Below are 21,242 nucleotides of genomic sequence, written 5' to 3' on the forward strand. Positions count from 1 at the left end.
CAAATGTCTTGCTCGCGCGCCTTGGTTACTGAAAAGTAGGCAGGGCCCGGGTGAGCGCAGACACCCGGGCACCCTCTACGACCAAGGGAGTGGCCTTGAAGTTTGCGATTCGCGCCGCAGTAGCAACAACCTCGCTCGCCCTACTGCTGACAGGGTGCGGCAATGCCCCCGACAAAGAGCCCGCCGCCACCGAAGAGTTACCCACCGCCATACCGTTGGCCGACGACATCGACACCGAGGCCAACTTCAGTTGGGCTTACACGCAGTACACCTCGAGCTGGGACCCGACCAAGAGCATCGGCGGCGGCGACGTCAGCTTCTACGTCCCGGTCTACGACCGGCTCTTGGACCTGAACGAAGACGCGACCGTCAGTCCGATGCTGGCCGAAGACTTCACCGCCGAGGGCAACACCGTCACCCTGCACTTACGGGACGGGTTGACCTTCTCTGACGGGACCCCGATGGACGCCGACGCGGTGAAGTTCAATTTAGAACGGGCGGCTGCACCGGAAAGCACGCTCCTGGCCGAGGTCGCGCAGTTCGAGTCGGCGACGGTGATCGATCCGCTCACCGTGGAGGTCACCGTGAGTTCCGGACTCGGCGCGTACCTCACCGCACTCGCGGCTCGCGCCGGAATGATGATCTCGCCTGATGCGGTGAAGTCGGGAGCGATCGAGAACGAGCCGGTAGGGGTCGGGCCGTACGTCGTGACCTCCCAAACTCCCGGGGACAAGGTGGAGTACGAGAAGACCCCCGGCTACTGGGATCCGGATGCGCAGCACGTGGCAAGCCGCACCTACTACCTCATGGCCGACGACCAAACGCGTTACAACGCGCTGCAGAGCGGTGAGATCGACGGCGCCTTCCTGAATCCAAATCAGATCGACACGGCAATCGCAGCCGACCTGCAGGTCATCGCGCAGCCAAGTACGTCGTTCGTCTATTTCATGGTGAACCCAACGATCGAACCGTTCGATGATCCAGAAGTACGCCGCGCACTGAACTACGCGGTCGATCGACAGGCGATCGCCGACGGGCTCTACGAAGGCTACTGCTCCCCCGGTATCCAGCCGTGGCCTGAGAGCAGCCCGGGCTACAGCGAGTCGATCGGCGACGGGTCGGACGCATTCCCGCACGATCCGCAGCAGGCGCAGGAGATCCTCACCGAAGCCGGTTACACCGAGCCGATCGAGATCCAGGCGGTCACCACGAACGTCACGCAGTACCAGAACCTGGCCGAAGCGCTGCAAGACCAAATCAAAGACGCCGGGTTCGAGATGACCATCGAACCCCTGCCGCCGACCCAGGTGGTGGAGAAGTTCGTCCTCAACCAGGAGGCGGACGGCAACGTCAACCCGTACACCGGACTCGGCGATCCGCACGGCGTACTCGCCCGCAATTACCTTCCCGGCGGCACGTATAGCTTCGGCGGACAGTTCGACGAGGCCACGACACAGAAAACCCTCGAGGCATCAGGGCCGGTCGATCCGGAGGAACGGCGTGCGATGTATGAGGAACTCATGCAGGGCATGATCGATACCCCGACGCACATGCTGTCCCTGTGCCAGGTGCACCTCGCCGCCGCATTCGGGCCTCAGGTATCGAACGTGGAACAGAGTTTCACCGGCGCGACCGACCTACGCGCAGTCGCGATCAGCAAGGAATAGGCCGGAAAATGAGATCTGCGGTGGTTTCTCGCACGCTTTCGAGCGTAGGAGAAACCACCGCAGATCTGTTCGGTGCTGGAAAGCTAGATCTTGCTGACTTGATTGAAGCCGAGCTCGACAGGCGTCTCACGACCGAAGATCGACACCAAGACCTTGAGCTTCTGCTGCTCCGGCATGACTTCGCTGATCGATGCCGGCAAGGTCGCGAATGGCCCGTCCATGACGGTGACCGACTCGCCGACCTCGAAATCGACCTCGATCGTCGGCGCGGCCTGTCCGGTCAATGCCGCTTCGCCGGCGGAGCTGGCCGTAGCGGCGGAGGCCTCCGGCTGCGGCTGGGAACGGATGATCATCTTCACGACATCGTCGATCGGCACCGGGGACGGGCGAGCCATACCACCGACGAAACCGGTCACGTTCGGCGTGTTCCGCACAACGTTCCACGATTCATCCGTGAGGTCCATGCGCACGAGTACGTACCCGGGGTACGGCTTGCGCTTGACCTTCACCTTCTTGCCGTTCTTGATCTCGGTGACCTCTTCTTCGGGGACGGCCACCTCGTAGATGTAGTCCTCCATGTCGAAGGTCTCCGAGCGCGTCATGATGTTGGTGCGCACCCGGTTTTCGTACCCGGCGTAGGAGTGCACGACGTACCAATCGCCGATCAGCGATCGCGAGCGCAACTCGGCTTCCTCGTCGATCGGAGCATCGATATCGTCCTCGACGGCGGGAGCTGCAGAGGCTTCTGGCTGCTCGCCGGACTCGGCGCTCTCATCCGCGGATGCTTCCTGCAGGTTGCTCTGAGGCGCTACTTCAGCGTCGTCGCCAGCCTGCGCGGCATCAGTCACGGCGCCCTCGGTGCCAACCGTCTCGGCGTCAGCCGACGCGGTGTCGCCGCCGTCGACGGTCGACTCGCTGTCATTGGCTGCTGTCTCGCTCGAGTGCGTCAACTCGTCGCGCTCGATGTCTTCTTCAGCCACGGGATTAACTCGCTTCCTTGGTTTGCGCCGTCGAAACGGCAGGGCGTCGCTTGACGGCCGCGGACTAGGCGAAGATCCAGTCCATCAGTTCGCCGACGCCGAGGTCAAAGCCCCAGACCGCCGCGACGAGTGCGACGACGAAAACCAGCACGACGGTCGTGTAGGTGATCATCTGCTTTTTAGTAGGCCAGACGACCTTGGACAACTCGCTGACGACTTGCTGCAAGAACGTCCCCGGCGCAGCTCCGGCGATCGGGCTCGGCTTCTTCTGAGACTTCTTGTCCTGCGACTTCGTCGCAGCCTTTTTCTTGGTGGCGGTCCCAGCGCTCTTCGACTTCTTGTTCTGACGGGCGCCTGCTGCTACTGCGGCGTCCCCATCCGAGTCCTCATCAGAATCGTCGTCGTCCGAGTCCTCGTCATCGGAATCCTCTTCCGCAGAGTCTTCGTCGTCGAGGTCATCATCCGACTCTGCTGAGTCATCCTCTGACTCTTCGTCGTCAGACACCGCCGAGTCGGCCTCGTCATCGGAAGGATCGACGCCGTCATCCTCTTGGGTCGGCTCATCGGGGAGCTCACGCTCGTCGTCATCAGACGACTCGCGCGGAGAGTCCTTAGCCACTCGCTAGCCTTCCGTTAGCCGACATTGCAGGTACTTACTTGCAGGGGTGACAGGACTCGAACCTGCAACCTGCGGTTTTGGAGACCGCTGCTCTACCAATTGAGCCACACCCCTGTAGCGCGACCGACCCTTCGGGCACGCCAGGTCAGGAGTCAACTGCGACTCCCGGCACGCAAGTCTACCCACACACTCAATCCGCTGACCACCAGGGCGCTCTTTACCCACAGTTGCCCATTCCGGTGAGATACTGCGTACATACACACCCTCTCCCTTGGAGCCAAACCGCCTCATGGACAGCGACAGTCCGAGACCCCCGAGTCTGAACTGCCCAACTAGAAACTCAATACTGAACGGCGGCACACGCTGATGTGGGCCGTAACCATGTTGATCGGCCTCCTCGTCGTGCTGATCATCACCGCGCTGACTGGATTCTTCGTCGCGCAGGAATTCGCCTATATGGCTGTCGATCGCTCACGACTGCGATCACGAGCGAGCGAAGGCAACGCAGCAGCCACCCGCGCATTGCAGGTCACCTCGCGCACCTCCTTCATGCTCTCCGGGGCACAACTCGGCATTACAGTCACCGCGCTACTCGTGGGCTATGTCGCCGAACCACTGATCGGCGCCTCGCTGGGCGAAGCGCTGGGCGGTATCGGTATCCCATCCGGTGTATCGATCGCCATCGGCGCGGCGTTCGCCTTAATCGTGTCCACCTTGGTGCAGATGATCTTTGGCGAGCTCTTCCCGAAGAATCTCGCCATCTCGCGGCCCGAACCGGTGGCACTGCGGCTGGCTACGCCAACGACCGCCTACCTCGCGGCATTCGGCTGGCTGATCAAGGTCTTCGAGGGGGCGTCAAACCTACTGCTGCGACTGTTGCGCATCGAACCAGTGCACGACGTCGAACACTCAGCCACACCCCGCGACCTCGAGCACATCGTTGCCGAGTCGCGCGATACCGGCGAACTCCCCGAAGAACTATCCATGCTGCTCGATCGGATCCTCGATTTCCCGGACCAGACTGTGGAACACGCGATGATCTCGCGCCCCAACGTCGGCACCTTCCGCGAGGATCAGACTCTCGAAGAAGCGTGGGAGCACATGAGCACCGGACATTCGCGCTATCCGGTGCTCAACGCCGACGCCGAGGTAGTCGGTGTCATACACCTACAGGACGTGCTCGCCACGCCGCGGCGTGAGGCTGTGCCCGTGCGCTCGCTGATGCGCGATCCCCTACTGGTGCCCACCACGATGTCGCTGCCCGATGCGCTCGATCAGTTGGCAACCGCTCGCCGGCAACTCGCCTGCGTCCTGGACGAGTACGGCGGGTTCGTCGGCGTACTGACCATCGAGGACCTCGCCGAGGAACTCGTCGGCGAAATCACCGACGAACACGATCCGCTCGAGCCCGAACCGTTGGCGCACGCTGACGGCACCTGGCAACTGTCCGGCGATATCCACCTGGACGAAGTAGAACGAGCGCTCGACTGCGAGCTTCCCAGGGGTGACTACGAAACCCTCGCCGGGCTCGTCATATCCGCGCACGGGTCGTTGCCACCGGTCGGCACCCAGATCGACGTCGAACTCCCCATCGATCCCGCGGACCTCGCCGAGGACGACGATCCGGAACCGCAAATGCTCCGGGTGACAGTGCTGCACATACGGCGACACGTTCCCTCGCGAGTCCGCGCCGAACTCATCGAGCGGCCAGTACCGACCGCTGAGGAAGATCAGGAGGCGACCGCGTGAGCGCTGCAGTCGTCATTCCCGTCACCGTGGCACTGATTGTGCTCAGCGCCCTGTTCGTGGCCGCCGAGTTCGCACTGTTGGCGGCCAAACCACATCGTTTACAGGATCGTGCGGCCAACAGCCGTTCGGCCCGCGCGGCGCTACGTAGCAACAACGAACTAACGCTGCTGTTGGCCGGCAGCCAGCTCGGGATCACCGCATGCGCGTTAGCACTCGGTGCCATCACCAAACCCGCGGTCATGCACGCGCTGACTCCGCTGATCACGTCGATCGGCGCACCGCTGGTCGTCGCCGAGGTCGCCTCGTTCATCTTGGCGCTGCTCGTGGTGACCTTCCTGCATCTCGTGATCGGCGAGATGGCGCCGAAATCATGGGCCATCGCACATCCTGAAACCGCGGCCACGGTCCTCGCGCTTCCGATGCGCGGCTTCATGTTCCTCACCCGACCGGCCCTGGTCGCGCTGAACTCCACAGCGAACTGGCTGCTACGCAAAGTCGGTGTGCAGCCCCAGCCGAACGTCTCAACCGGGCAAAGCGCCGACGACCTTCGGCACCTCGTTGAACATTCGGCGTCCGTGGGTGCGCTCGATGAAACCTATTCCGCTCAGCTGACGATCGCGCTGGACCTGCAGAACCTCAGCGTCGGCGACCTGCTTGATCCGAACCAGCGGATCAATTCGGTCGACGCGTCCGAAAGCGTGCTGCGTGTTCGCGAGCAGACCCGTGCCAGCGGTCACTTGCGGATTCCGGTTACCAAGGACGGCGTGATCGTCGGCGTCGTGCACGTGCGCGACACGCTGATGGAGCCGGACGACCGTGCGGCCTCAGAAATCATGCGCCCGATCATGCGGATGACCGCCTCGACCCCGGCGCATTCCGCGCTTGCGACGATGCGTGAAACTCGTACACACCTGGTGCTGGTCGAGTCTGCTGACGGCCCTGCCGGGATCGTCACCCTGGCAGACGTCCTGAAGCGGTTGTTCCCGGGGCGCCAGGTGCGGCCGGCCTAATCGAGTTTGACGATCGCGCGCGCCATCGACAGCACCTTTTGGTCGCCGGCGCGCGCGTCGATGTCGATTCGCACCTTCTTGTCCTCTAGCTTCTTGCCGATCTTCGCCGTCACGACCAACTCCGACGGGTCGTCGCTGTCCGGCACCTCTACGGGCTGCCCAAAGCGCGTGCCGTACTCGAGGATCCGCGCGGGATCGCCGACCCAGTCAGTCAGCAGGTTCGCCGCCTTCGCCATGGTGAGCATGCCGTGCGCGATCACATCCGGGAGCCCGACGGCCAGAGCGGTGCGTTCGCTCCAGTGAATTGGGTTGAAGTCACCTGACGCGCCGGCGTACCGCACGAGATCGGCTCGCGTGATCGGCAGCGTGACGTCCCGGAGGTGCTGACCAGCTTCGACTGCGTCGTACGACGGGACACTCATGACTGCTCCTGAGCCGTGCCGCGCGCTACCAGCATCCCGAAGGCGGTGACTACATGCTCACCGTCTTCGGTGCTGAGCTCGGCGCGAAGATTGATCATGTCGTTACCGGCGACTGCACGAATCTTGTCGATGTGCAGGACGCCGACCAGCCGGTCGCCCGGACGGATGGGCCGCGAATAGGTGAACTTCTGTTCGCCGTGCACGACCTTTGAGTAGTCGAGTCCGAGTTCGGGGTCGAACGCTGCTTGATTGATCACCGGCATCGCGGCCACGATCGCGAACGTGGGCGGCGCGATCACATCGGGATGCCCGAGAGCGCGGGCGGCCTCGATATCGCGATATGCGGGGTTGGGGTCGCCGATCGCGTCGGCGAACTCACGGATCTTCTCGCGGCCAACCTCGTACGCCGCCATGGGCGGGTACTCGCGGCCGACGAAACTCTGATCTAACGGCATCGGTACACCTTAATGCGTCGTTGAGTCATCCGCGTCTGGTCGACTGGACGGGGCTCCGTCCGCCTTCGCGCCCGGATTCGCGGGCGCGTCGTCCGCTTGAAGCCCCTTCAACTCGCTCTTGAAGATGCGTAATGACCGGCCGACAGCCCGGCTCGCGTCGGGGAGTTTCTTATAGCCGAACAGGGCGAAGGCCACCATCGCAACGACCGCTATCTGCATTACTCCGGGGTACATATAAATCCTCACGCTTCAGTGGTCGTCGTGAAATCCGCGATCACCAATTCTCGTACGTCGGCGATGCTAGTAAGCGGTTGCGCGGATCGCTCACGCGGCCGGGTGCTCGATGCTCGAAGACACGGCGGTACCCTGCCCCGCCTTCTCGACCCATCGCTGCGTAGCGCGCAGGTGGATGCGGCCCGACTCGGACGCAGTACCGATCGGGGCAGAACTAGCCGAGCGCAGAACCGAGCGAGCGCACGACGACTCGTGTCGGCAGCACGCAGCGAGGCCGCACCCCGATCGAAATCAGGGTGCGGCCTCGCTGGTGAAGTCTCTGCGCTACCGGGTCTCGCGGTGGACCTGGTGCTGCCGGCAAGTCGGGCAGAACTTCTTCATCTCAAGTCGCTCGGGGTCGTTCCGGCGATTCTTGTTGGTGATGTAGTTGCGGTTCTTACACTCCTGGCACGCCAGGGTGATCTTCGGTCGTACGTCGGTGGAAGCCACGTGAGCGAGCCTTTCGTCAGTAGTTCGGATGAGTGGTAGCCGTGACCGGACTTGAACCGGTGACCACACGATTATGAGTCGTGCGCTCTACCAACTGAGCTACACGGCCAGGTTGGTACCGAGCGTCACGCTGGTGAGCGCTCCGATTACCCGAGCCCCTTTACGGAATCGAACCGTAGACCTTCTCCTTACCATGGAGACGCTCTGCCGACTGAGCTAAAGGGGCCTGCCGCACTCGCAGAACTGCGCGAGTCGGACCACAAGAGGTTACACGGAAGCGCACTGCGAGCAACAGCCGGGGGGTTGTGATTCACGTTATGCCGGGTTCGACCAGATGCCCACTGCGCATGCATGATGGAGAAGGGCGTAATCGGTCGCGCGCGGGATCCCCGTGCCGCACCAATGCGTCCTAGCGAACGCCGACATTCGTCGGTCAGCAACATCTGAGCAGTTACAGCTAATTATGCAGATAAGTCACTAAGGACAACACGATGGAACATTTCGACGGAGCCGACTCCAGTTATGACGGCGGCACGAGCGATGACCCGTCCTTCGACGGAATCAGTGATCAGGAATACAGCGCAAGCAATGGGTTCGACATCGGCATCGCGGACGGCGACGAAGTAGATATCGACGGTGACGGCCAGGCCGACGGAATCGCGAAGGTCAGTTACGGAGACCTCGACGGCGACGGGATCGACGACTACGTCGAGATCTCCGTTGACGCGGACACCGACGGTGACGGTGAGGTCGACGCGGTCGTGATTGTGAATCAGTACGACACCGATGGGGACGGTTTTGCCGACGAGGTCGATATGACCTACGGGCAGGACACCGATGGCGACGGTCAGATCGATACCTCAACGTTCTCGAGCGGCGCGGTGTCCAGTTCACCCACCGACACCGACGGCGACGGCGAGGTCGACACGGTCGAGCAGTCCGTGAGCTGGGACGCCAGTTCGCACCAAACCGCTGGCGGTGATGACTCACACGCCGAGGCGGACGACGATCCTGTCGTCAATGAGATGGAAACGTATGAAGAGTCCGACGAGACACAGGGAATGACCGCTAGCACGGACTCCGACGCGTACGAGGCCGACGACGTCGACCTGGCGTACGTCGACCCGGCGACCGGCGCATGGGTAGAAAGTTCGTCAGCGACGAGCGCCAACTAGCGCGATTATTGCTCGAAACCAACGAATGGCCCGGCTATCGCCGGGCCATTCGTCGTGTGGTGGCAGGTAGAGGATTTGAACCTCTGAAGCTTGCGCGGCTGATTTACAGTCAGCTCCCTTTGGCCACTCGGGCAACCTGCCATGTCCCGCTCCGCCTGGCCCACATCGGTAGACTCGGCGTCGCGTTCCGGTAGACGAGCATACAGGAGAGATTTCACCATGGCCGACCCATCCTTCGATGTTGTGAGCAAAGTCGATCACCAGGAGGTCGACAATGCACTGCAGCAGGCTTCCAAGGAGCTTTCGCAGCGATTCGATTTCCGCGGCACGGACACGTCGATCGAGTGGGCCGGTAATGACGGCGTCGCGCTGACGTCCTCCACCGACGACCGAATCCTCGCCGCTTTGGAGGTATTCAAGGAGAAGCTCGTCAAGCGCGGGATCAGCCTGAAGGCCTTCGATGCCGGCGAGCCGCAGTCCTCCGGCAAGGGTTACAAGTTGACCGGCAAGATCGTCGAGGGCATCGACTCGGAAAAGGCGAAGAAGATCTCGAAGTTCATTCGCGACGCGGGGCTCAAGGGCGTTCAGGCTCAGATCCAGGGCGATCAACTGCGTGTGACCGGTAAGAAGAAGGACCACCTTCAGGAAGTGATCTCGTTGCTGAAGGGCGAGGACTTCGGCGTGGCGCTGCAGTTCACCAACTACCGTTAAGTCGCTCGGCACTGACTACCGAAGGGTCGCATCGCGTATGAAGGGCATCATCCTGGCCGGTGGCAGCGGCACCCGCCTCCACCCCATCACCAAGGCCTCCAGCAAGCAGCTATTGCCGGTATACGACAAGCCGATGGTCTACTACCCGCTGTCGACGCTGATGCTCGCGGACATCCGGGACATCCTGATCATCTCCACACCGCACGACCTGCCGAGTTTCCAGCGACTACTAGGCGACGGGTCCCAGTGGGGTATCAACCTCACGTACGCCGAGCAGGCCCATCCGAACGGGCTTGCCGAGGCGTTCATTCTCGGCCGCGATCACGTCGGTGACGACTCCGTCGCACTGGTGCTCGGCGACAACATCTTCTATGGCCAAGGGTTCTCCTCGATGCTGCAGCATGAGGCCACGAGCCTGTCCGGCTGCACCTTGTTCGGCTATCAGGTCACCGATCCGGAGCGATACGGCGTCGGCGAAGCCGACGCGGACGGCAAGCTGATCTCGATCGAGGAGAAGCCCGCACAGCCGAAATCAAATCGTGCGATTACCGGCCTGTACTTCTACGACAACCGGGTGCTGGATATCGCCGCGAACCTCAAGCCGTCACCGCGTGGCGAGCTGGAGATCACCGACGTCAACAAGCAGTACCTCGAGTGGAACGATGCCCGCCTGGTTGATCTCGGCCGTGGATTCGCGTGGTTGGACACCGGAACCCACGACTCGCTGCTGGAAGCCGGTCAGTTCGTGCAGGTGCTCGAGCATCGCCAGGGCGTGCGGATCGCGTGCCCGGAAGAGGTCGCGATGCGGATGGGATACATCGACGCCCAGACGACGTACGCGCTGGGCAAGGAACTGGCCAAGTCCGACTACGGCACGTATTTGATGCGCGTCGCGAAGGAATTCGGCGCCTCCGAGGCTTAATTCGGATCGCGGGGCCCGAGATGAGGAAACCCTCATCTCGGGCTCATCGTCCGGTCATGGCCGGTGCATAGCGTTCAAGGCATGACGCACACACTCGCCGCGCCCACCCTGCTCCTCGAGTCGTCGAACACTGACAGTTACGAACTGGACCCGACGCGCCTGCTGCGCGCGAAACGCGCCTACACCACCCGGTTCCTGGACGCCGCACTGCGCGTCGATCCGACTGGCTATCGCCTGATCAGCGGATCGTTGCGGCCGGCTCCCGGTGATATCGTGCTCGCGCGCGTCGTCGAGATCGGTCAGCACCAACGTCTGGAGAGCCCGACCAGACGCCGTCAACACCTACACGTAGGCGATGAGATCCTCGTCGCTTACGGGCACCGCTACGCACCCGACCAGTTCGAGGCCACCGTGCCAGAGGATTTGGGGCCGGTGCATCTGGTGGCCGCCGGCGGCGTGGCTGCTCGGGTCGTCACACAACACGCACGGATGGACCCGGCCACGGTGCTCGAACCGTTGGGGTTTCTCGCGCATTCGCGCGGTATCGCCAATCTGACGCACTTCGCGCAGTACAACGCGGGTACGCCGGCGGCGTACGTCGACCGCGATGTGCCCACCATCGCGGTGCTGGGTTCCAGTATGAACGCGGGCAAGTCCACGACGCTCGCGTCATTCGTCCACGGTCTGACCCTCGCTGGGCTGCGCGTCGCCGCCGGCAAGGTCACCGGTACCGGCGCGGGCGGCGACCCGGCGATGTTCACAGACGCTGGCGCGATCGAGGTCGTGGATTTCACCGACTTCGGCGTCGCGTCCACGTTCCGCATGGAGTTCGGGTACCTTCGCGAACTCGCGACAGCGATCCGCGCCCACCTGCTGGCACAGGCCCCCGACGTTGTTGTGCTGGAGATCGCCGACGGCGTGTTCCAGGACGAAACCTCCAGGCTGTTGCACGACGCCGAGTTCACCAGCGGTATCGACCGGGTTTTGTTCGCCACCGCCGACGCGCTCGGCGCGAGCGCCGGCGTACCGATGTTGCGAACTGTCGGACTCGACGTAGCGGCGGTATCGGGCTGTCTGACGTCCTCGCCGTTGGCGACTCGAGAGGCTCGCGCGGCACTCGACGTCAGCGTCATCGACACCTTCGATCTCGCCACGCCGCACGTTGCCACCAGGCTGCTTCGATAACCATGCCCGCGTTATTGACCGAGGAACGTCGCCGGCTGATCGCACTGCTGGTGCTTTCTGGAGTGGGGCAGGCAGCAGCGGCACTCACCGTCGCGATTGCCGCACCGCAACTGCTGGTGGCCGACCAGGGCGTGAATCGGGTGTGGCTCATCAGCGTCTTGCTGGGTGCAGCTGCGCTCATCGGTGCACTTCGGATGAGTGAATGCGTACTGTCCGAACGGCTCGCGCAAAGTTACGTCCATCAGGTGCGCGGCGACCTGGTCGCCGCCGCGCTGCACCGCGCGGACGGCCCCCACCTCGGCATCACCGTCGCCCGCACCACCAATGACCTCAGCGCGGTACGGAACTGGATCGCGCTCGGCATCAGCCCGCTGCTCGTCGGCGTCCCACTCATCCTCGGCGTACTCGTCGCCTTGCTGATTCTGTCGGCACCGATCGCAGCGGCGGTCACGGCCATGCTGACCGCGTTCGCGGCGACCCTGTACTGGCTGAGCCGATATGCCTTACGACGCGCACGTACCCTGCGCAGACGCCGCGGCGCGATGGCCGCGCATATCGCGGACACCGTGTCGGCGTCCGCGAACATCCGCGCAGCGGGCGGCGTACATCGCGAACTGGCGCACATCGACAAGGTCAGTGCCCGGCTCGGGTCCGCGGCTGTCGCGCGATCGGTCATCGCCGGCGGTATGCGCGGATCGGCTGCGGCGACGGGAGCCGTCGCGATGGTGCTCGCCACCGTCGTCGGCACCGCGAGCGCCACGTCTGCCGGTGCGATCACGGCGGCGCTCCTGTTGCTCGGAGTGATCGCGACCCCGCTGAACGAGCTCGGCCGCATCACGGAGTACCGCCAGTCATATCGTGCCGCGCGATTGATCCTGGAGCCCGAACTACAGTTCGCCACGCACGCCCGGCAGAGCGCGCCGGCACCCAGGGCGCGGCGAGTTAACGGCGTACCGGACGGCGTCGTACACCTCGCCGACCTCCCCGGCGCCAGTGAACTGCTCGCCTTTCCTGGCGGCCGGATCCTGCTTCGCTGCACCGACGCCGCTGCCGCCGGAATCACCGATGCACTGCTGCATGGCAGCCCGCACGCCTGGGTACACGTCGACGGTCGAGACCTGTACTCGCTGCAAGCGAACGACCGCCGTGAACTTGTCGGTTGGGCCGCTCGTGGCACTGCCATCGAACGCGGCACAATCGGGCGCGCAGTGCGGTATCGACTGCCCCGTTCGGACGAATCGCCGATTCAGGCCCTGCAGCGGGTGGGCCTGGGCGAGCGGATCACTGAACTCCCGAACGGGGTCAGGACGGTGCTGCGCCGCGGCGGCGATCCGCTGTCCACCTCCGAGCGCGCGCAACTGCTGCTCGCCCGTGCAACACTGGGCACCCCGCCCCTGCTGCTGCTCGATCACCTCGATGAGCAGCTCGACGCGGCGGGACGGCAGATGGCCGGCGAACTCATCCGCACGTACCCCGGTGTAGTCATCGCCCGCACCCATCAGCCCGAGCAGTTGCTTGGCGCGCACCGGGTGTGGGAGGTCCACGACGCGGGTACGCGTCAGCTCACCGCAATGGAAGGGGCCACCTCATGAAGTCGCCCATTGGTTTCGGGCTGCTCGGCGGATTGATCGGGTTCATCATCGTCGGCGCGGTCTCGTTCGCAATGCTCGGTTCTGCACCGCCGGCCGATCTGCCCGATGAAGCGCCCATCACGTTGGCTCCGCGCGATTCCACGGACGAGAGTTTCTCCACATCCGCACCAAAGGAATCCGCGGATCCCTCCACGGGCACTTCTGGTCCATCGGATCCGTTATCACCGAAGCCGCCCACCGACAGCTCCACCGATATCGATCCACCCATCGATTCGTACCCGGCCCCGCTGCCTGACGACGACGATGACGATGACGACGACGATGACGACTACGACGACGGAGATGATGACGACGACGATGACTGATCGCCCTCGTCGTCGGCTGCCGCTGCGCTGGTGGATCGTCGGCTGGATCGCGCTCACCGCGGGGATCGGTATCGGCCTCCTGCTCACGTTGACCATCGTGTTGATGCGCCGCGATGTCGGCGAGCGCGCGAATGCCCAGATCACCCAGGAGATCGCCGAGTTTCAGGCTCAGGCGACTACTGGCGCCGAATCGGACGGTGAGGCGCTGTTGCAAAGTTTCCTGCAAGGTCAACGCCCTGGGGACGGCGAACTGTTGCTTGGGTATATTGCGCACAGCGGCACCTACTACGTCAATTCGGGCGCGCAGATTCCGGCGCGAGAGGATTACGATCCGACCGCAGACGCGGGCCTCATGCGTCAGATCCTCAATGCCACCACAGGTACCGCGCAGACCCCGGCCGGCGAGGTGCGCTGGGGACGCAGCGACGTGGCGGACGCCGACGGACGTAGCAGCATGATCGTGTTGGTGTTCACCGAGGCCGAGCACCGCCAGGTCTCCGACACGGCACAACTGCTATTGACCATCGGCGCCCTCTCGCTGGTGTTGACCGGCGCGATCGCCTGGTGGGTCTCCGGTCGCGTACTGCGACCAGTGGCCGAGGTTCGTGAGGCTGCCGCCGAGATCGGTGAACGTGACCTCACCCGTCGGTTGCCCGTGGACGGCACCGACGAACTCGCGGATCTCGCCCTCACGTTCAATGCCATGCTCGAACGCCTGGAACAGGCGTTCGCCACTCAGCAACAGTTCGTCGACGACGCCGGACACGAACTGCGGACGCCGATCACAATCATCCGGGGGCACCTCGAACTTATGGGCGATGATCCCGCGGACCGCGCCGCGACCATCGAGATCGTCACCGGCGAGCTCGACCGGATGAACCGCATGGTGACCGACCTACTCACGCTCGCCAAGTCCGAGCGGCCGGACTACATCCGGTTGCGCGAACCCGTCGACATTGCCGAACTCACCATGGAGTTGGACGCGAAGCTGCAGGGTCTGGCCGATCGCCGCTGGCTCGTCGGCAGCGTCGCCGACGGCGAGGCGATCATCGACGCGCAGCGCATCTCGCAGGCGATTCTGCAGCTCGCCACCAACGCGACACAACACACCGCGGCGGGCTCGACCATCACGCTGAGTTCGGCATTCCACACCGCAGCCGATGGCTCCGAACAACTCGTGTTGACCGTTGCAGATGAGGGATCCGGCGTGCCCGAAGCCGACGTACACCGCATCTTTGAACGATTCGGCCGGCCGGCCACGGAGGCGGCATCGCCTGGCGCTGGCCTGGGCCTGGCCATCGTGAAGTCGATCGCCGAGGGTCACGGCGGAACCGTGCACGTGCAAGGTACCCCTGGCGGTGGAGCAACCTTCGTCATCGCCGTACCCACCCGGATCAAGGCACCGCAGAGAGGACTGAGCGATGAGCCGAGTGCTGATAGCTGAGGACAACCACCAGATCGCCGCTTTCGTGCAGAAAGGTCTGCGGGCGGCCGGTTATCAGACCGAGGTTGTCGGCGATGGAATCTCGGCCCTGCACGCGGCGTTGGATGGCGACTTCGATCTACTCGTGCTCGACCTCGGGCTGCCGGGGAAGGACGGATTCGCCGTACTCGACGAACTTCGTGGCCAGGGCGCCACGATTCCCGTGGTCATCCTGACCGCTCGTGACACCGTGCAGGACACGGTCGCGGGCCTCGAGGGTGGCGCCAACGACTACGTCACCAAACCATTCCAGTTCGCCGAACTGTTGGCCCGAGTCCGGCTGCGGTTGCGCGAAAGCGACGAATCGGCGGCGCCTATTGGCGGCGCGACAGTGTTGCGCGCCGGCGGCCTCGAACTTGATCTGCACACGCGCGTGGTGCGGGCGCCGTCCGGAGACTACGAACTGACGGCTCGGGAGTTCGCGATGCTGGAGGTGCTGGTTCGTCATCCCGGCCAGATCCTCAGCCGACAACAGCTGTTGGGACACGTGTGGGGCGTCGACTTCGAGACGACCTCGAACGTCGTGGATGTGTGCGTTCGAAGTCTGCGCCGCAAGATCGGCGCCGACCGGATCCAAACCGTCCGCAACGCCGGCTATCGGTTGACAACCTGACCGTTCGGCGTCAAGGGTTGCTTAGCCATGCCTACCCTGAGACGGAGCAATCCGGCAACACCCGCGCTACACAAGGTCTACAATCTCACACGATTTTTGCAGGGTGCGACTCGATTCGTTACCACCGCTAGCGATAACGTGCAATCGTGGCCAATACAACTCTCTCTCAGCGACCGAACACGGCCAGTCGCACGACGGTGTTCCTCAAACTATTGATGGCAACGTCCGGCGCCGTGTTCGTGCTCTACGTCCTCCTGCACATGTACGGCAACCTCAAGGCCCTCTGGGGCGAGGAAGCGTTCAACGAGTACGCGCATCACCTGCGTACCATCCTGATGCCAATGCTGCCGTACGGCGGTCTGCTGTGGATCATTCGCGTCGTACTCATCGTCGGTGTCGTCGCACACGTCTACGCAGCCTTCAAGCTGTGGTCGCGCGCGAACCACGCCCGTCCGACCCGGTACGCCGTCGCGTCGGCGAGCAAGGCGGCGCTGAAATCGAAAATGATGCGCTGGGGCGGAGTGGCGCTACTCGCGTTCATCATCTGGCACCTGCTGCAGTTCACCATCGTGAAGTTCAACGTGAACGGCGACGTGAGCGGACCGGACGTCGAGAACAACCCATTCGGGCTGCTGCACGCGGCATTCCAGGTGTGGTGGGTCGTGCTCATTTACGTGGTGGCGCTGATTGCGCTCGGCATGCACCTTTTCCACGGCGTGTGGAGCATGGCGCAGACCTGCGGCTGGACCAGCACCGCGAGCCGCCGCAAGGCCTGGAAGACGATCGGCGCCGTGATCGCGCTCGTCGTCTCGATCGGCTTCATCATCCCGCCGCTCGCCATCGCCTTCGGCGCCATCTAGGCACGAGAGTCGAAAGAGAATCATGACTGCAAATACCTCTGAGCTCGTTGAGGGGCTCTACAACGTTGGCGAGCCGATCGCTGACACCAAGGCCCCGGGCGGGCCGATCGACAAGAAGTGGGGCCAGCGCAAGTTCGATGCGGCACTGGTCAACCCAGCGAACCGCCGCAAGCTGAGCGTCATCGTCGTCGGCACCGGCCTGGCCGGTGGCGCTGCGAGCGCCACCCTGGGCGAAGCCGGCTACCACGTCAAGTCGTTCTGCTACCAGGATTCCCCCCGACGTGCGCACTCCATTGCCGCGCAGGGTGGCATCAACGCCGCGAAGAACTACAAGGAGGACGGCGACTCGATTCACCGCCTCTTCTACGACACGGTCAAGGGCGGCGACTACCGCTCTCGCGAGACCAACGTCTACCGCCTCGCTGAAGTCTCGGCCAACATCATCGACCAATGCGTCGCGCAGGGCGTGCCGTTCGCGCGCGAGTACGGCGGTCTGCTGGATAACCGCTCGTTCGGTGGCGTGCAGGTCTCCCGCACGTTCTACGCCCGCGGGCAGACAGGTCAGCAGCTGCTGATCGGCGCCTACCAGGCACTCGAGCGTCAGATCGCCGCCGGCACCGTGGAGGCATTCACCCGCCACGAAATGCTCGAGTTGGTCATCGTCGATGGCCGCGCGCGCGGCATCATCGCACGCAACATGGTCACCGGCGAGATCGAGACGCACCTGGCGGATGCCGTCGTACTCGCCTCGGGTGGTTACGGCAACGTGTTCTTCCTGTCCACCAACGCGATGGGTTCGAACGTCACCGCCTCGTGGCGCGCACACCGCAAGGGCGCGTACTTCGCCAACCCGTGCTACACCCAGATCCACCCGACCTGCATTCCGCAGTCCGGGGCGCACCAGTCGAAGCTGACCCTGATGTCGGAGTCGCTGCGTAACGACGGCCGCATCTGGGTGCCGAAGGATCCGGCGGACGCCGACAAGGATCCTCGCCAGATCCCGGAGGAGGCGCGCGACTACTACTTGGAGCGCATCTACCCGAGCTTCGGCAACCTGGTCCCCCGCGATATCGCCTCCCGTGCCGCGAAGTATCAGTGCGACGACGGCAAGGGCGTCGGCCCGGCCGTCGAGGAGACCGACGCCGAGGGCAACACTCGGATGGTTCGACGCGGTGTCTATCTGGACTTCGCCGAGGCCATCTCGCGTCTGGGCAAGGACGCCGTGGCCGCGAAGTACGGCAACCTGTTCGATATGTACCTGCGGATCACCGGCGAGAACCCATACGAAGTGCCGATGCGCATCTACCCCGCCGTGCACTACACGATGGGTGGCCTGTGGGTGGACTACGACCTGCAGTCCAGCATCCCGGGCCTGTTCGTCGCCGGCGAAGCCAACTTCTCCGACCACGGCGCGAACCGCCTCGGTGCCTCGGCGCTGATGCAGGGTCTGGCCGACGGATACTTCGTACTGCCGAACACGATCCGCGACTACCTGGCCAAGGGTCCGTTCGACAAGGTCACCACGGACAACCCGGAGGTCACCGCCGCACACAAATCGGTCACCGACCGCGTGCAGCAGTTCCTGTCCATCCAGGGCACCCGCAGCGTCGACAGCTACCACAAGGAGCTCGGCGCGATCATGTGGGAGTACTGCGGCATGGAGCGCACCGACGCCGGGTTGCGTAAAGCGATCGATCTGATCCGCGAGTTGCGCGCCGACTTCTGGAAGAACGTGCGCGTGCTTGGCAAGAACGAGCAGCTCAACCAGAGCCTGGAAAAGGCCGGCCGTGTCGCCGACTTCCTCGAGCTCGGTGAGTTGATGTGCATCGACGCCCTTCACCGGCGCGAGTCCTGCGGTGGTCACTTCCGCGCGGAATCGCAGACGGAGGACGGCGAGGCACTGCGTCACGACGACGAGTTCGCGTACGTCGGCGCATGGGAATGGGGCGGCGAGAACGGAGCACCGGTCCTGCATAAGGAAGACCTCGTGTACGAGGCGATCGAGATGAAGCAACGGAGCTACAAGTGAACCTCACCCTCAAGATCTGGCGTCAGGAAGGACCGCGTGCGGCGGGCAAGCTGGTCACTTACCAGGTCAAGGACATCTCGGAAGATATGTCCTTCCTGGAAATGCTCGACGTACTCAACGAACAGCTCAACGACAACGGCGACGAGCCGATCGCGTTCGACTCCGACTGCCGCGAAGGTATCTGCGGCATGTGTGGCCTGATGATTTCAGGTTCGGCACACGGTCCGGAGAAGACCACGACCTGCCAGTTGCACATGCGCAGCTTCAGTGACGGCGAGACCATCACGATCGAGCCGTGGCGGGCCGAGGCCTTCCCCGTCGTTCGCGATCTGGTCGTCGACCGTGGCGCATTCGACCGCATCATCCAGGCTGGCGGATTCATCTCGGTCAACACTGGTGCTGCCCCTGAGGCGCACTCGGTACCGGTGCCGAAGGTCAAGGCTGACCGCGCCTTCGAAGCCGCCGAGTGCATCGGCTGCGGCGCCTGCGTCGCTGCCTGCCCGAACGCGTCGGGCATGCTGTTCATGGGCGCGAAGATCACCCACCTGGGCGAACTTCCGCAGGGCCAGCCCGAGCGCTACTCGCGCGTCGTCGACATGGTCAACCAGCACGACGCCGACGGCTTCGGTGGTTGCACCAACATCGGCGAGTGCTCCTCGGCCTGCCCGAAGGGCATCCCGCTGGACGTCATCTCGACGCTGAACGGCGACCTGCGTCGCTCGCTGGCGCGCAAGGCGTAACACCTAGTACGGCCACCCGAGAGCCCTGTTCCTAACGGAACCGGGCTCTCGGCGTTCGTGCGCGTCGCAGTCCATCGGAACCTGCCCGACACACCCAGCTGGTCGGGACGCCACCTGGGCGGACGCGACTTTGTCGGACAACACAGCGCAAAGCGGACCGAACAAGTCGACGCAGGATACTGATGGCGAGACCTGATCCCGACTCCCGGCTCTGATCCTGCAAAAAACGCAGAGAATTTGAGGGGGCATCGTCCAGTGATCGATGCCCCCTCGATTTCGCTGCGTCTTTTGCGACACCCCTCACCGCTCGAGCAATGACCGGATGAGTACCCGCTTACGCGTTGACCGACTGGAGTACCCGCTTAGGCACTGACCGGATGGGAGCCTCGTCCGTCCCGGGCACGGGTGCCTTCGACGCCGTCGGTACCGCGACCAACGGCGGTTCGTTACTTCGGGCGAAGGACCGTCTGCGTCTGAGTGGTCTTGCCGACCAGTTTGTCGCCATTGCGCAGTTCGGTCTCGACGACGATCGTCGTCCGGCCCACATGGAGCGGGGTGGACGTGGCGACTAGCGTGCCACCTCGAACCGCACCCAGGAAGTTCGTCTTCGATTCAATGGTCGACGTACCGGCAGCGTCCTCGGGCAGGTTCTCCACCGCGCACGCGGCACCGGACGCATCGGCGAGCGCCATCACCGTGCCGCCGTGGATCATGCCGTTGGAGGTGCACAGGTCCTCGCGCCACTCGAGCGTCAGCACCGCCTTCTCGGCGCTCACCGTCACCGCCTGTACGCCAAGCGTCGCGCACAACGGCATCAGAGAACGGATCTGTTCGGTTGCCTTCTCATCGTGAGTCATCTCCGCAGTATTGCGTACGATCGGCCCGCCGGGAATGATCCCAGGGGTGATGGACAACAGCGGAATCGCGCTATTGAGCGACAACGCGGCGGGCGTACACCCGCGCGTGATGACCGCCCTGGCCACGGCCAACGACGGCTACGCGGCCGCCTACGGCGCGGACAGCGTGACTTCACAGGCGATCGAGCTACTGCAGGCGGAGTTTGGTAATCGCGCGCAGGTCGCGCTGACAACCACCGGAACAGCGGCGAACGTATTAGGACTGCGGGCCGTCACAGACTCGTTCAACGCCGTCATCTGTGCGCAGTCGGCGCATCTGCATCGCGATGAATGTGGTGCGCCGGAGCACTTCTGCGGCTGCACCCTGCTCACCGTTCCGGCCACGGACGGAAAGATCGGCGTCGACGACCTCGACGGTGTGCTCGCTGATCACCAGATGGTGCATCGAGTGCAGCCCCGAGTCGTCTCGATCAGCCAGTGCACCGAATGGGGCACCGTCTACTCTCCCGATCAGCTCGACGCCCTAGCGCGGTGGTGTCACGCAAACGATGTGCTGTTGCACGTGGACGGCGCTCGCTTGGCCAACGCAGCGGCCGCGTTGGGGTGCTCGCTGGCCGACGCGGCGAGCGGAGCAGACCTGATCTCGTTCGGATGTAGTAAGAACGGCGCGATGAACGCCGAGTCGGTGATTCTCGCCAGCGATGCCGCGCGAACCTCGGCACTCGGCTTTCATCAGAAGCAAGCGATGCAGTTGACATCGAAAATGCGGTTCGTCGCCGCGCAGGTTGTAGCGATGCTGACCGGTGAGCTGTGGCTGCGCAACGCGCGGCACGCCAACGCGATGGCGAGTCGGCTCGCCGACGGAGTACGCGCGGTCCGCGGCGTACGCCTCGCGGTCGGCCAGGTCACCAACTCCGTGTATGCGCACCTTCCGGACGCCGTACTCGACCGGATCAGCGCTGAAGTTTCCATCCATATCTGGGATCGCCAGAGTGGCGTGATTCGACTGATGACCTCATACGCGACGACACCACAGGACGTCGATCGCTTTATCGCCGACCTAACCGCGGCGGCGCGAACCTGAC

22 protein-coding genes and 4 tRNA genes are annotated in these 21,242 nt (G+C 63.8%); 15 read left to right on the forward strand and 11 right to left on the reverse strand.

Features of this window, described 5'->3' with window-relative positions; genetic code table 11:
• Positions 1-95: 95 nt before the first annotated feature.
• Positions 96-1,667 carry an ABC transporter substrate-binding protein gene (locus E1H16_RS01135; RefSeq protein ID WP_134321861.1) on the forward strand — a complete coding sequence of 524 codons (1,572 nt, stop codon included), beginning with the start codon at positions 96-98 and terminating at the stop codon, positions 1,665-1,667.
• Positions 1,668-1,750: 83 nt separating this feature from the next.
• Here E1H16_RS01135 and nusG read toward each other — a convergent pair whose 3' ends face one another.
• The 3 genes from nusG to E1H16_RS01150 all read right to left on the reverse strand — a co-directional run bounded on the left by nusG (position 1,751) and on the right by E1H16_RS01150 (position 3,380).
• Positions 1,751-2,647: a transcription termination/antitermination protein NusG gene (gene nusG, locus E1H16_RS01140; RefSeq protein ID WP_243837542.1), complete on the reverse strand. Its 897-nt coding sequence runs from the start codon at positions 2,645-2,647 to the stop codon at positions 1,751-1,753.
• A 64-nt stretch (positions 2,648-2,711) separates the two neighbouring features.
• Positions 2,712-3,266: a preprotein translocase subunit SecE gene (secE, locus tag E1H16_RS01145; protein ID WP_243837544.1), complete on the reverse strand. Its 555-nt coding sequence runs from the start codon at positions 3,264-3,266 to the stop codon at positions 2,712-2,714.
• A gap of 41 nt (positions 3,267-3,307) precedes the next feature.
• Positions 3,308-3,380: transfer RNA gene (locus E1H16_RS01150), tRNA-Trp, on the reverse strand.
• 252 nt (positions 3,381-3,632) lie between these two features.
• Here E1H16_RS01150 and E1H16_RS01155 point away from each other — a divergent pair.
• Both E1H16_RS01155 and E1H16_RS01160 read left to right on the forward strand, forming a co-directional pair.
• Complete coding sequence (locus E1H16_RS01155; protein ID WP_243837546.1) at positions 3,633-5,015, forward strand: hemolysin family protein; 1,383 nt, start codon at positions 3,633-3,635, stop codon at positions 5,013-5,015.
• Complete coding sequence (locus E1H16_RS01160) at positions 5,012-6,025, forward strand: hemolysin family protein (RefSeq protein ID WP_134321863.1); 1,014 nt, start codon at positions 5,012-5,014, stop codon at positions 6,023-6,025. The genes E1H16_RS01155 and E1H16_RS01160 overlap by 4 nt, the downstream gene beginning before the upstream one ends.
• Here the strand turns inward: E1H16_RS01160 and E1H16_RS01165 are convergent.
• The 6 genes from E1H16_RS01165 to E1H16_RS01190 form a co-directional block, all read right to left on the reverse strand.
• Positions 6,022-6,447, reverse strand: coding sequence for a MaoC family dehydratase (locus E1H16_RS01165; protein WP_134321864.1), 426 nt, complete (start codon positions 6,445-6,447; stop codon positions 6,022-6,024). The genes E1H16_RS01160 and E1H16_RS01165 overlap by 4 nt on opposite strands.
• A complete protein-coding gene (locus E1H16_RS01170) occupies positions 6,444-6,902 on the reverse strand; it encodes a MaoC family dehydratase N-terminal domain-containing protein (RefSeq protein WP_134321865.1) in 459 nt (152 codons plus the stop codon). Before E1H16_RS01170 ends, E1H16_RS01165 begins: the two co-directional genes overlap by 4 nt.
• A 9-nt stretch (positions 6,903-6,911) precedes the next feature.
• Entirely contained in the window at positions 6,912-7,136 is a 225-nt protein-coding gene (locus tag E1H16_RS01175) for a twin-arginine translocase TatA/TatE family subunit (protein WP_134321866.1), read from the reverse strand.
• A 324-nt stretch (positions 7,137-7,460) separates the two neighbouring features.
• Entirely contained in the window at positions 7,461-7,625 is a 165-nt protein-coding gene (rpmG, locus tag E1H16_RS01180; RefSeq protein WP_134321867.1) for a 50S ribosomal protein L33, read from the reverse strand.
• 33 nt (positions 7,626-7,658) lie between these two features.
• Positions 7,659-7,734 (reverse strand) — tRNA-Met (locus E1H16_RS01185).
• A gap of 44 nt (positions 7,735-7,778) precedes the next feature.
• A tRNA-Thr gene (locus tag E1H16_RS01190) sits at positions 7,779-7,851 on the reverse strand.
• Positions 7,852-8,116: 265 nt separating this feature from the next.
• On the opposite strand from E1H16_RS01190, the gene E1H16_RS01195 reads away from it, so the two are divergent.
• Positions 8,117-8,800, forward strand: a complete 684-nt coding sequence (locus tag E1H16_RS01195; protein ID WP_134321868.1) for a hypothetical protein — start codon at positions 8,117-8,119, stop codon at positions 8,798-8,800.
• A 57-nt stretch (positions 8,801-8,857) separates the two neighbouring features.
• Here the strand turns inward: E1H16_RS01195 and E1H16_RS01200 are convergent.
• Positions 8,858-8,941 (reverse strand) — tRNA-Tyr (locus E1H16_RS01200).
• A gap of 78 nt (positions 8,942-9,019) precedes the next feature.
• On the opposite strand from E1H16_RS01200, the gene E1H16_RS01205 reads away from it, so the two are divergent.
• From E1H16_RS01205 to E1H16_RS01250, 10 genes are all read left to right on the forward strand, one after another.
• Positions 9,020-9,511 (forward strand): YajQ family cyclic di-GMP-binding protein, encoded by a 492-nt coding sequence (locus E1H16_RS01205; RefSeq protein WP_134321869.1) that lies wholly within the window; start codon positions 9,020-9,022, stop codon positions 9,509-9,511.
• A gap of 37 nt (positions 9,512-9,548) precedes the next feature.
• Positions 9,549-10,433 carry a glucose-1-phosphate thymidylyltransferase RfbA gene (rfbA, locus tag E1H16_RS01210; RefSeq protein ID WP_134321870.1) on the forward strand — a complete coding sequence of 295 codons (885 nt, stop codon included), beginning with the start codon at positions 9,549-9,551 and terminating at the stop codon, positions 10,431-10,433.
• An 81-nt stretch (positions 10,434-10,514) separates the two neighbouring features.
• The gene (locus E1H16_RS01215; protein WP_208378789.1) at positions 10,515-11,618 is read left to right on the forward strand and encodes a hypothetical protein; all 1,104 of its coding nucleotides are present in this window, start codon (positions 10,515-10,517) and stop codon (positions 11,616-11,618) included.
• A gap of 2 nt (positions 11,619-11,620) precedes the next feature.
• Positions 11,621-13,210, forward strand: coding sequence for an ABC transporter transmembrane domain-containing protein (locus tag E1H16_RS01220; RefSeq protein WP_134321871.1), 1,590 nt, complete (start codon positions 11,621-11,623; stop codon positions 13,208-13,210).
• Entirely contained in the window at positions 13,207-13,575 is a 369-nt protein-coding gene (locus tag E1H16_RS01225; RefSeq protein WP_134321872.1) for a hypothetical protein, read from the forward strand. Before E1H16_RS01220 ends, E1H16_RS01225 begins: the two co-directional genes overlap by 4 nt.
• Positions 13,532-15,019 carry a sensor histidine kinase gene (locus tag E1H16_RS01230; RefSeq protein ID WP_166741574.1) on the forward strand — a complete coding sequence of 496 codons (1,488 nt, stop codon included), beginning with the start codon at positions 13,532-13,534 and terminating at the stop codon, positions 15,017-15,019. The genes E1H16_RS01225 and E1H16_RS01230 overlap by 44 nt, the downstream gene beginning before the upstream one ends.
• Positions 14,997-15,671: a response regulator transcription factor gene (locus E1H16_RS01235; protein WP_134321874.1), complete on the forward strand. Its 675-nt coding sequence runs from the start codon at positions 14,997-14,999 to the stop codon at positions 15,669-15,671. Before E1H16_RS01230 ends, E1H16_RS01235 begins: the two co-directional genes overlap by 23 nt.
• A 146-nt stretch (positions 15,672-15,817) precedes the next feature.
• Positions 15,818-16,531, forward strand: coding sequence for a succinate dehydrogenase cytochrome b subunit (locus E1H16_RS01240; protein ID WP_134321875.1), 714 nt, complete (start codon positions 15,818-15,820; stop codon positions 16,529-16,531).
• A gap of 22 nt (positions 16,532-16,553) precedes the next feature.
• Positions 16,554-18,560, forward strand: a complete 2,007-nt coding sequence (locus E1H16_RS01245) for a fumarate reductase/succinate dehydrogenase flavoprotein subunit (protein ID WP_134321876.1) — start codon at positions 16,554-16,556, stop codon at positions 18,558-18,560.
• Positions 18,557-19,300: a succinate dehydrogenase/fumarate reductase iron-sulfur subunit gene (locus E1H16_RS01250; protein WP_134321877.1), complete on the forward strand. Its 744-nt coding sequence runs from the start codon at positions 18,557-18,559 to the stop codon at positions 19,298-19,300. Before E1H16_RS01245 ends, E1H16_RS01250 begins: the two co-directional genes overlap by 4 nt.
• Before the next feature lie 446 nt (positions 19,301-19,746).
• On the opposite strand, the gene E1H16_RS01255 is transcribed toward E1H16_RS01250, so the two are convergent.
• The gene (locus E1H16_RS01255; RefSeq protein ID WP_208378790.1) at positions 19,747-20,157 is read right to left on the reverse strand and encodes a PaaI family thioesterase; all 411 of its coding nucleotides are present in this window, start codon (positions 20,155-20,157) and stop codon (positions 19,747-19,749) included.
• A gap of 34 nt (positions 20,158-20,191) precedes the next feature.
• On the opposite strand from E1H16_RS01255, the gene E1H16_RS01260 reads away from it, so the two are divergent.
• A complete protein-coding gene (locus tag E1H16_RS01260; RefSeq protein ID WP_208378791.1) occupies positions 20,192-21,241 on the forward strand; it encodes a threonine aldolase family protein in 1,050 nt (349 codons plus the stop codon).
• Position 21,242: the final 1 nt, after the last annotated feature.

It is taken from the genome of Cumulibacter soli (assembly GCF_004382795.1).
Classification (GTDB): domain Bacteria; phylum Actinomycetota; class Actinomycetes; order Mycobacteriales; family Antricoccaceae; genus Cumulibacter; species Cumulibacter soli.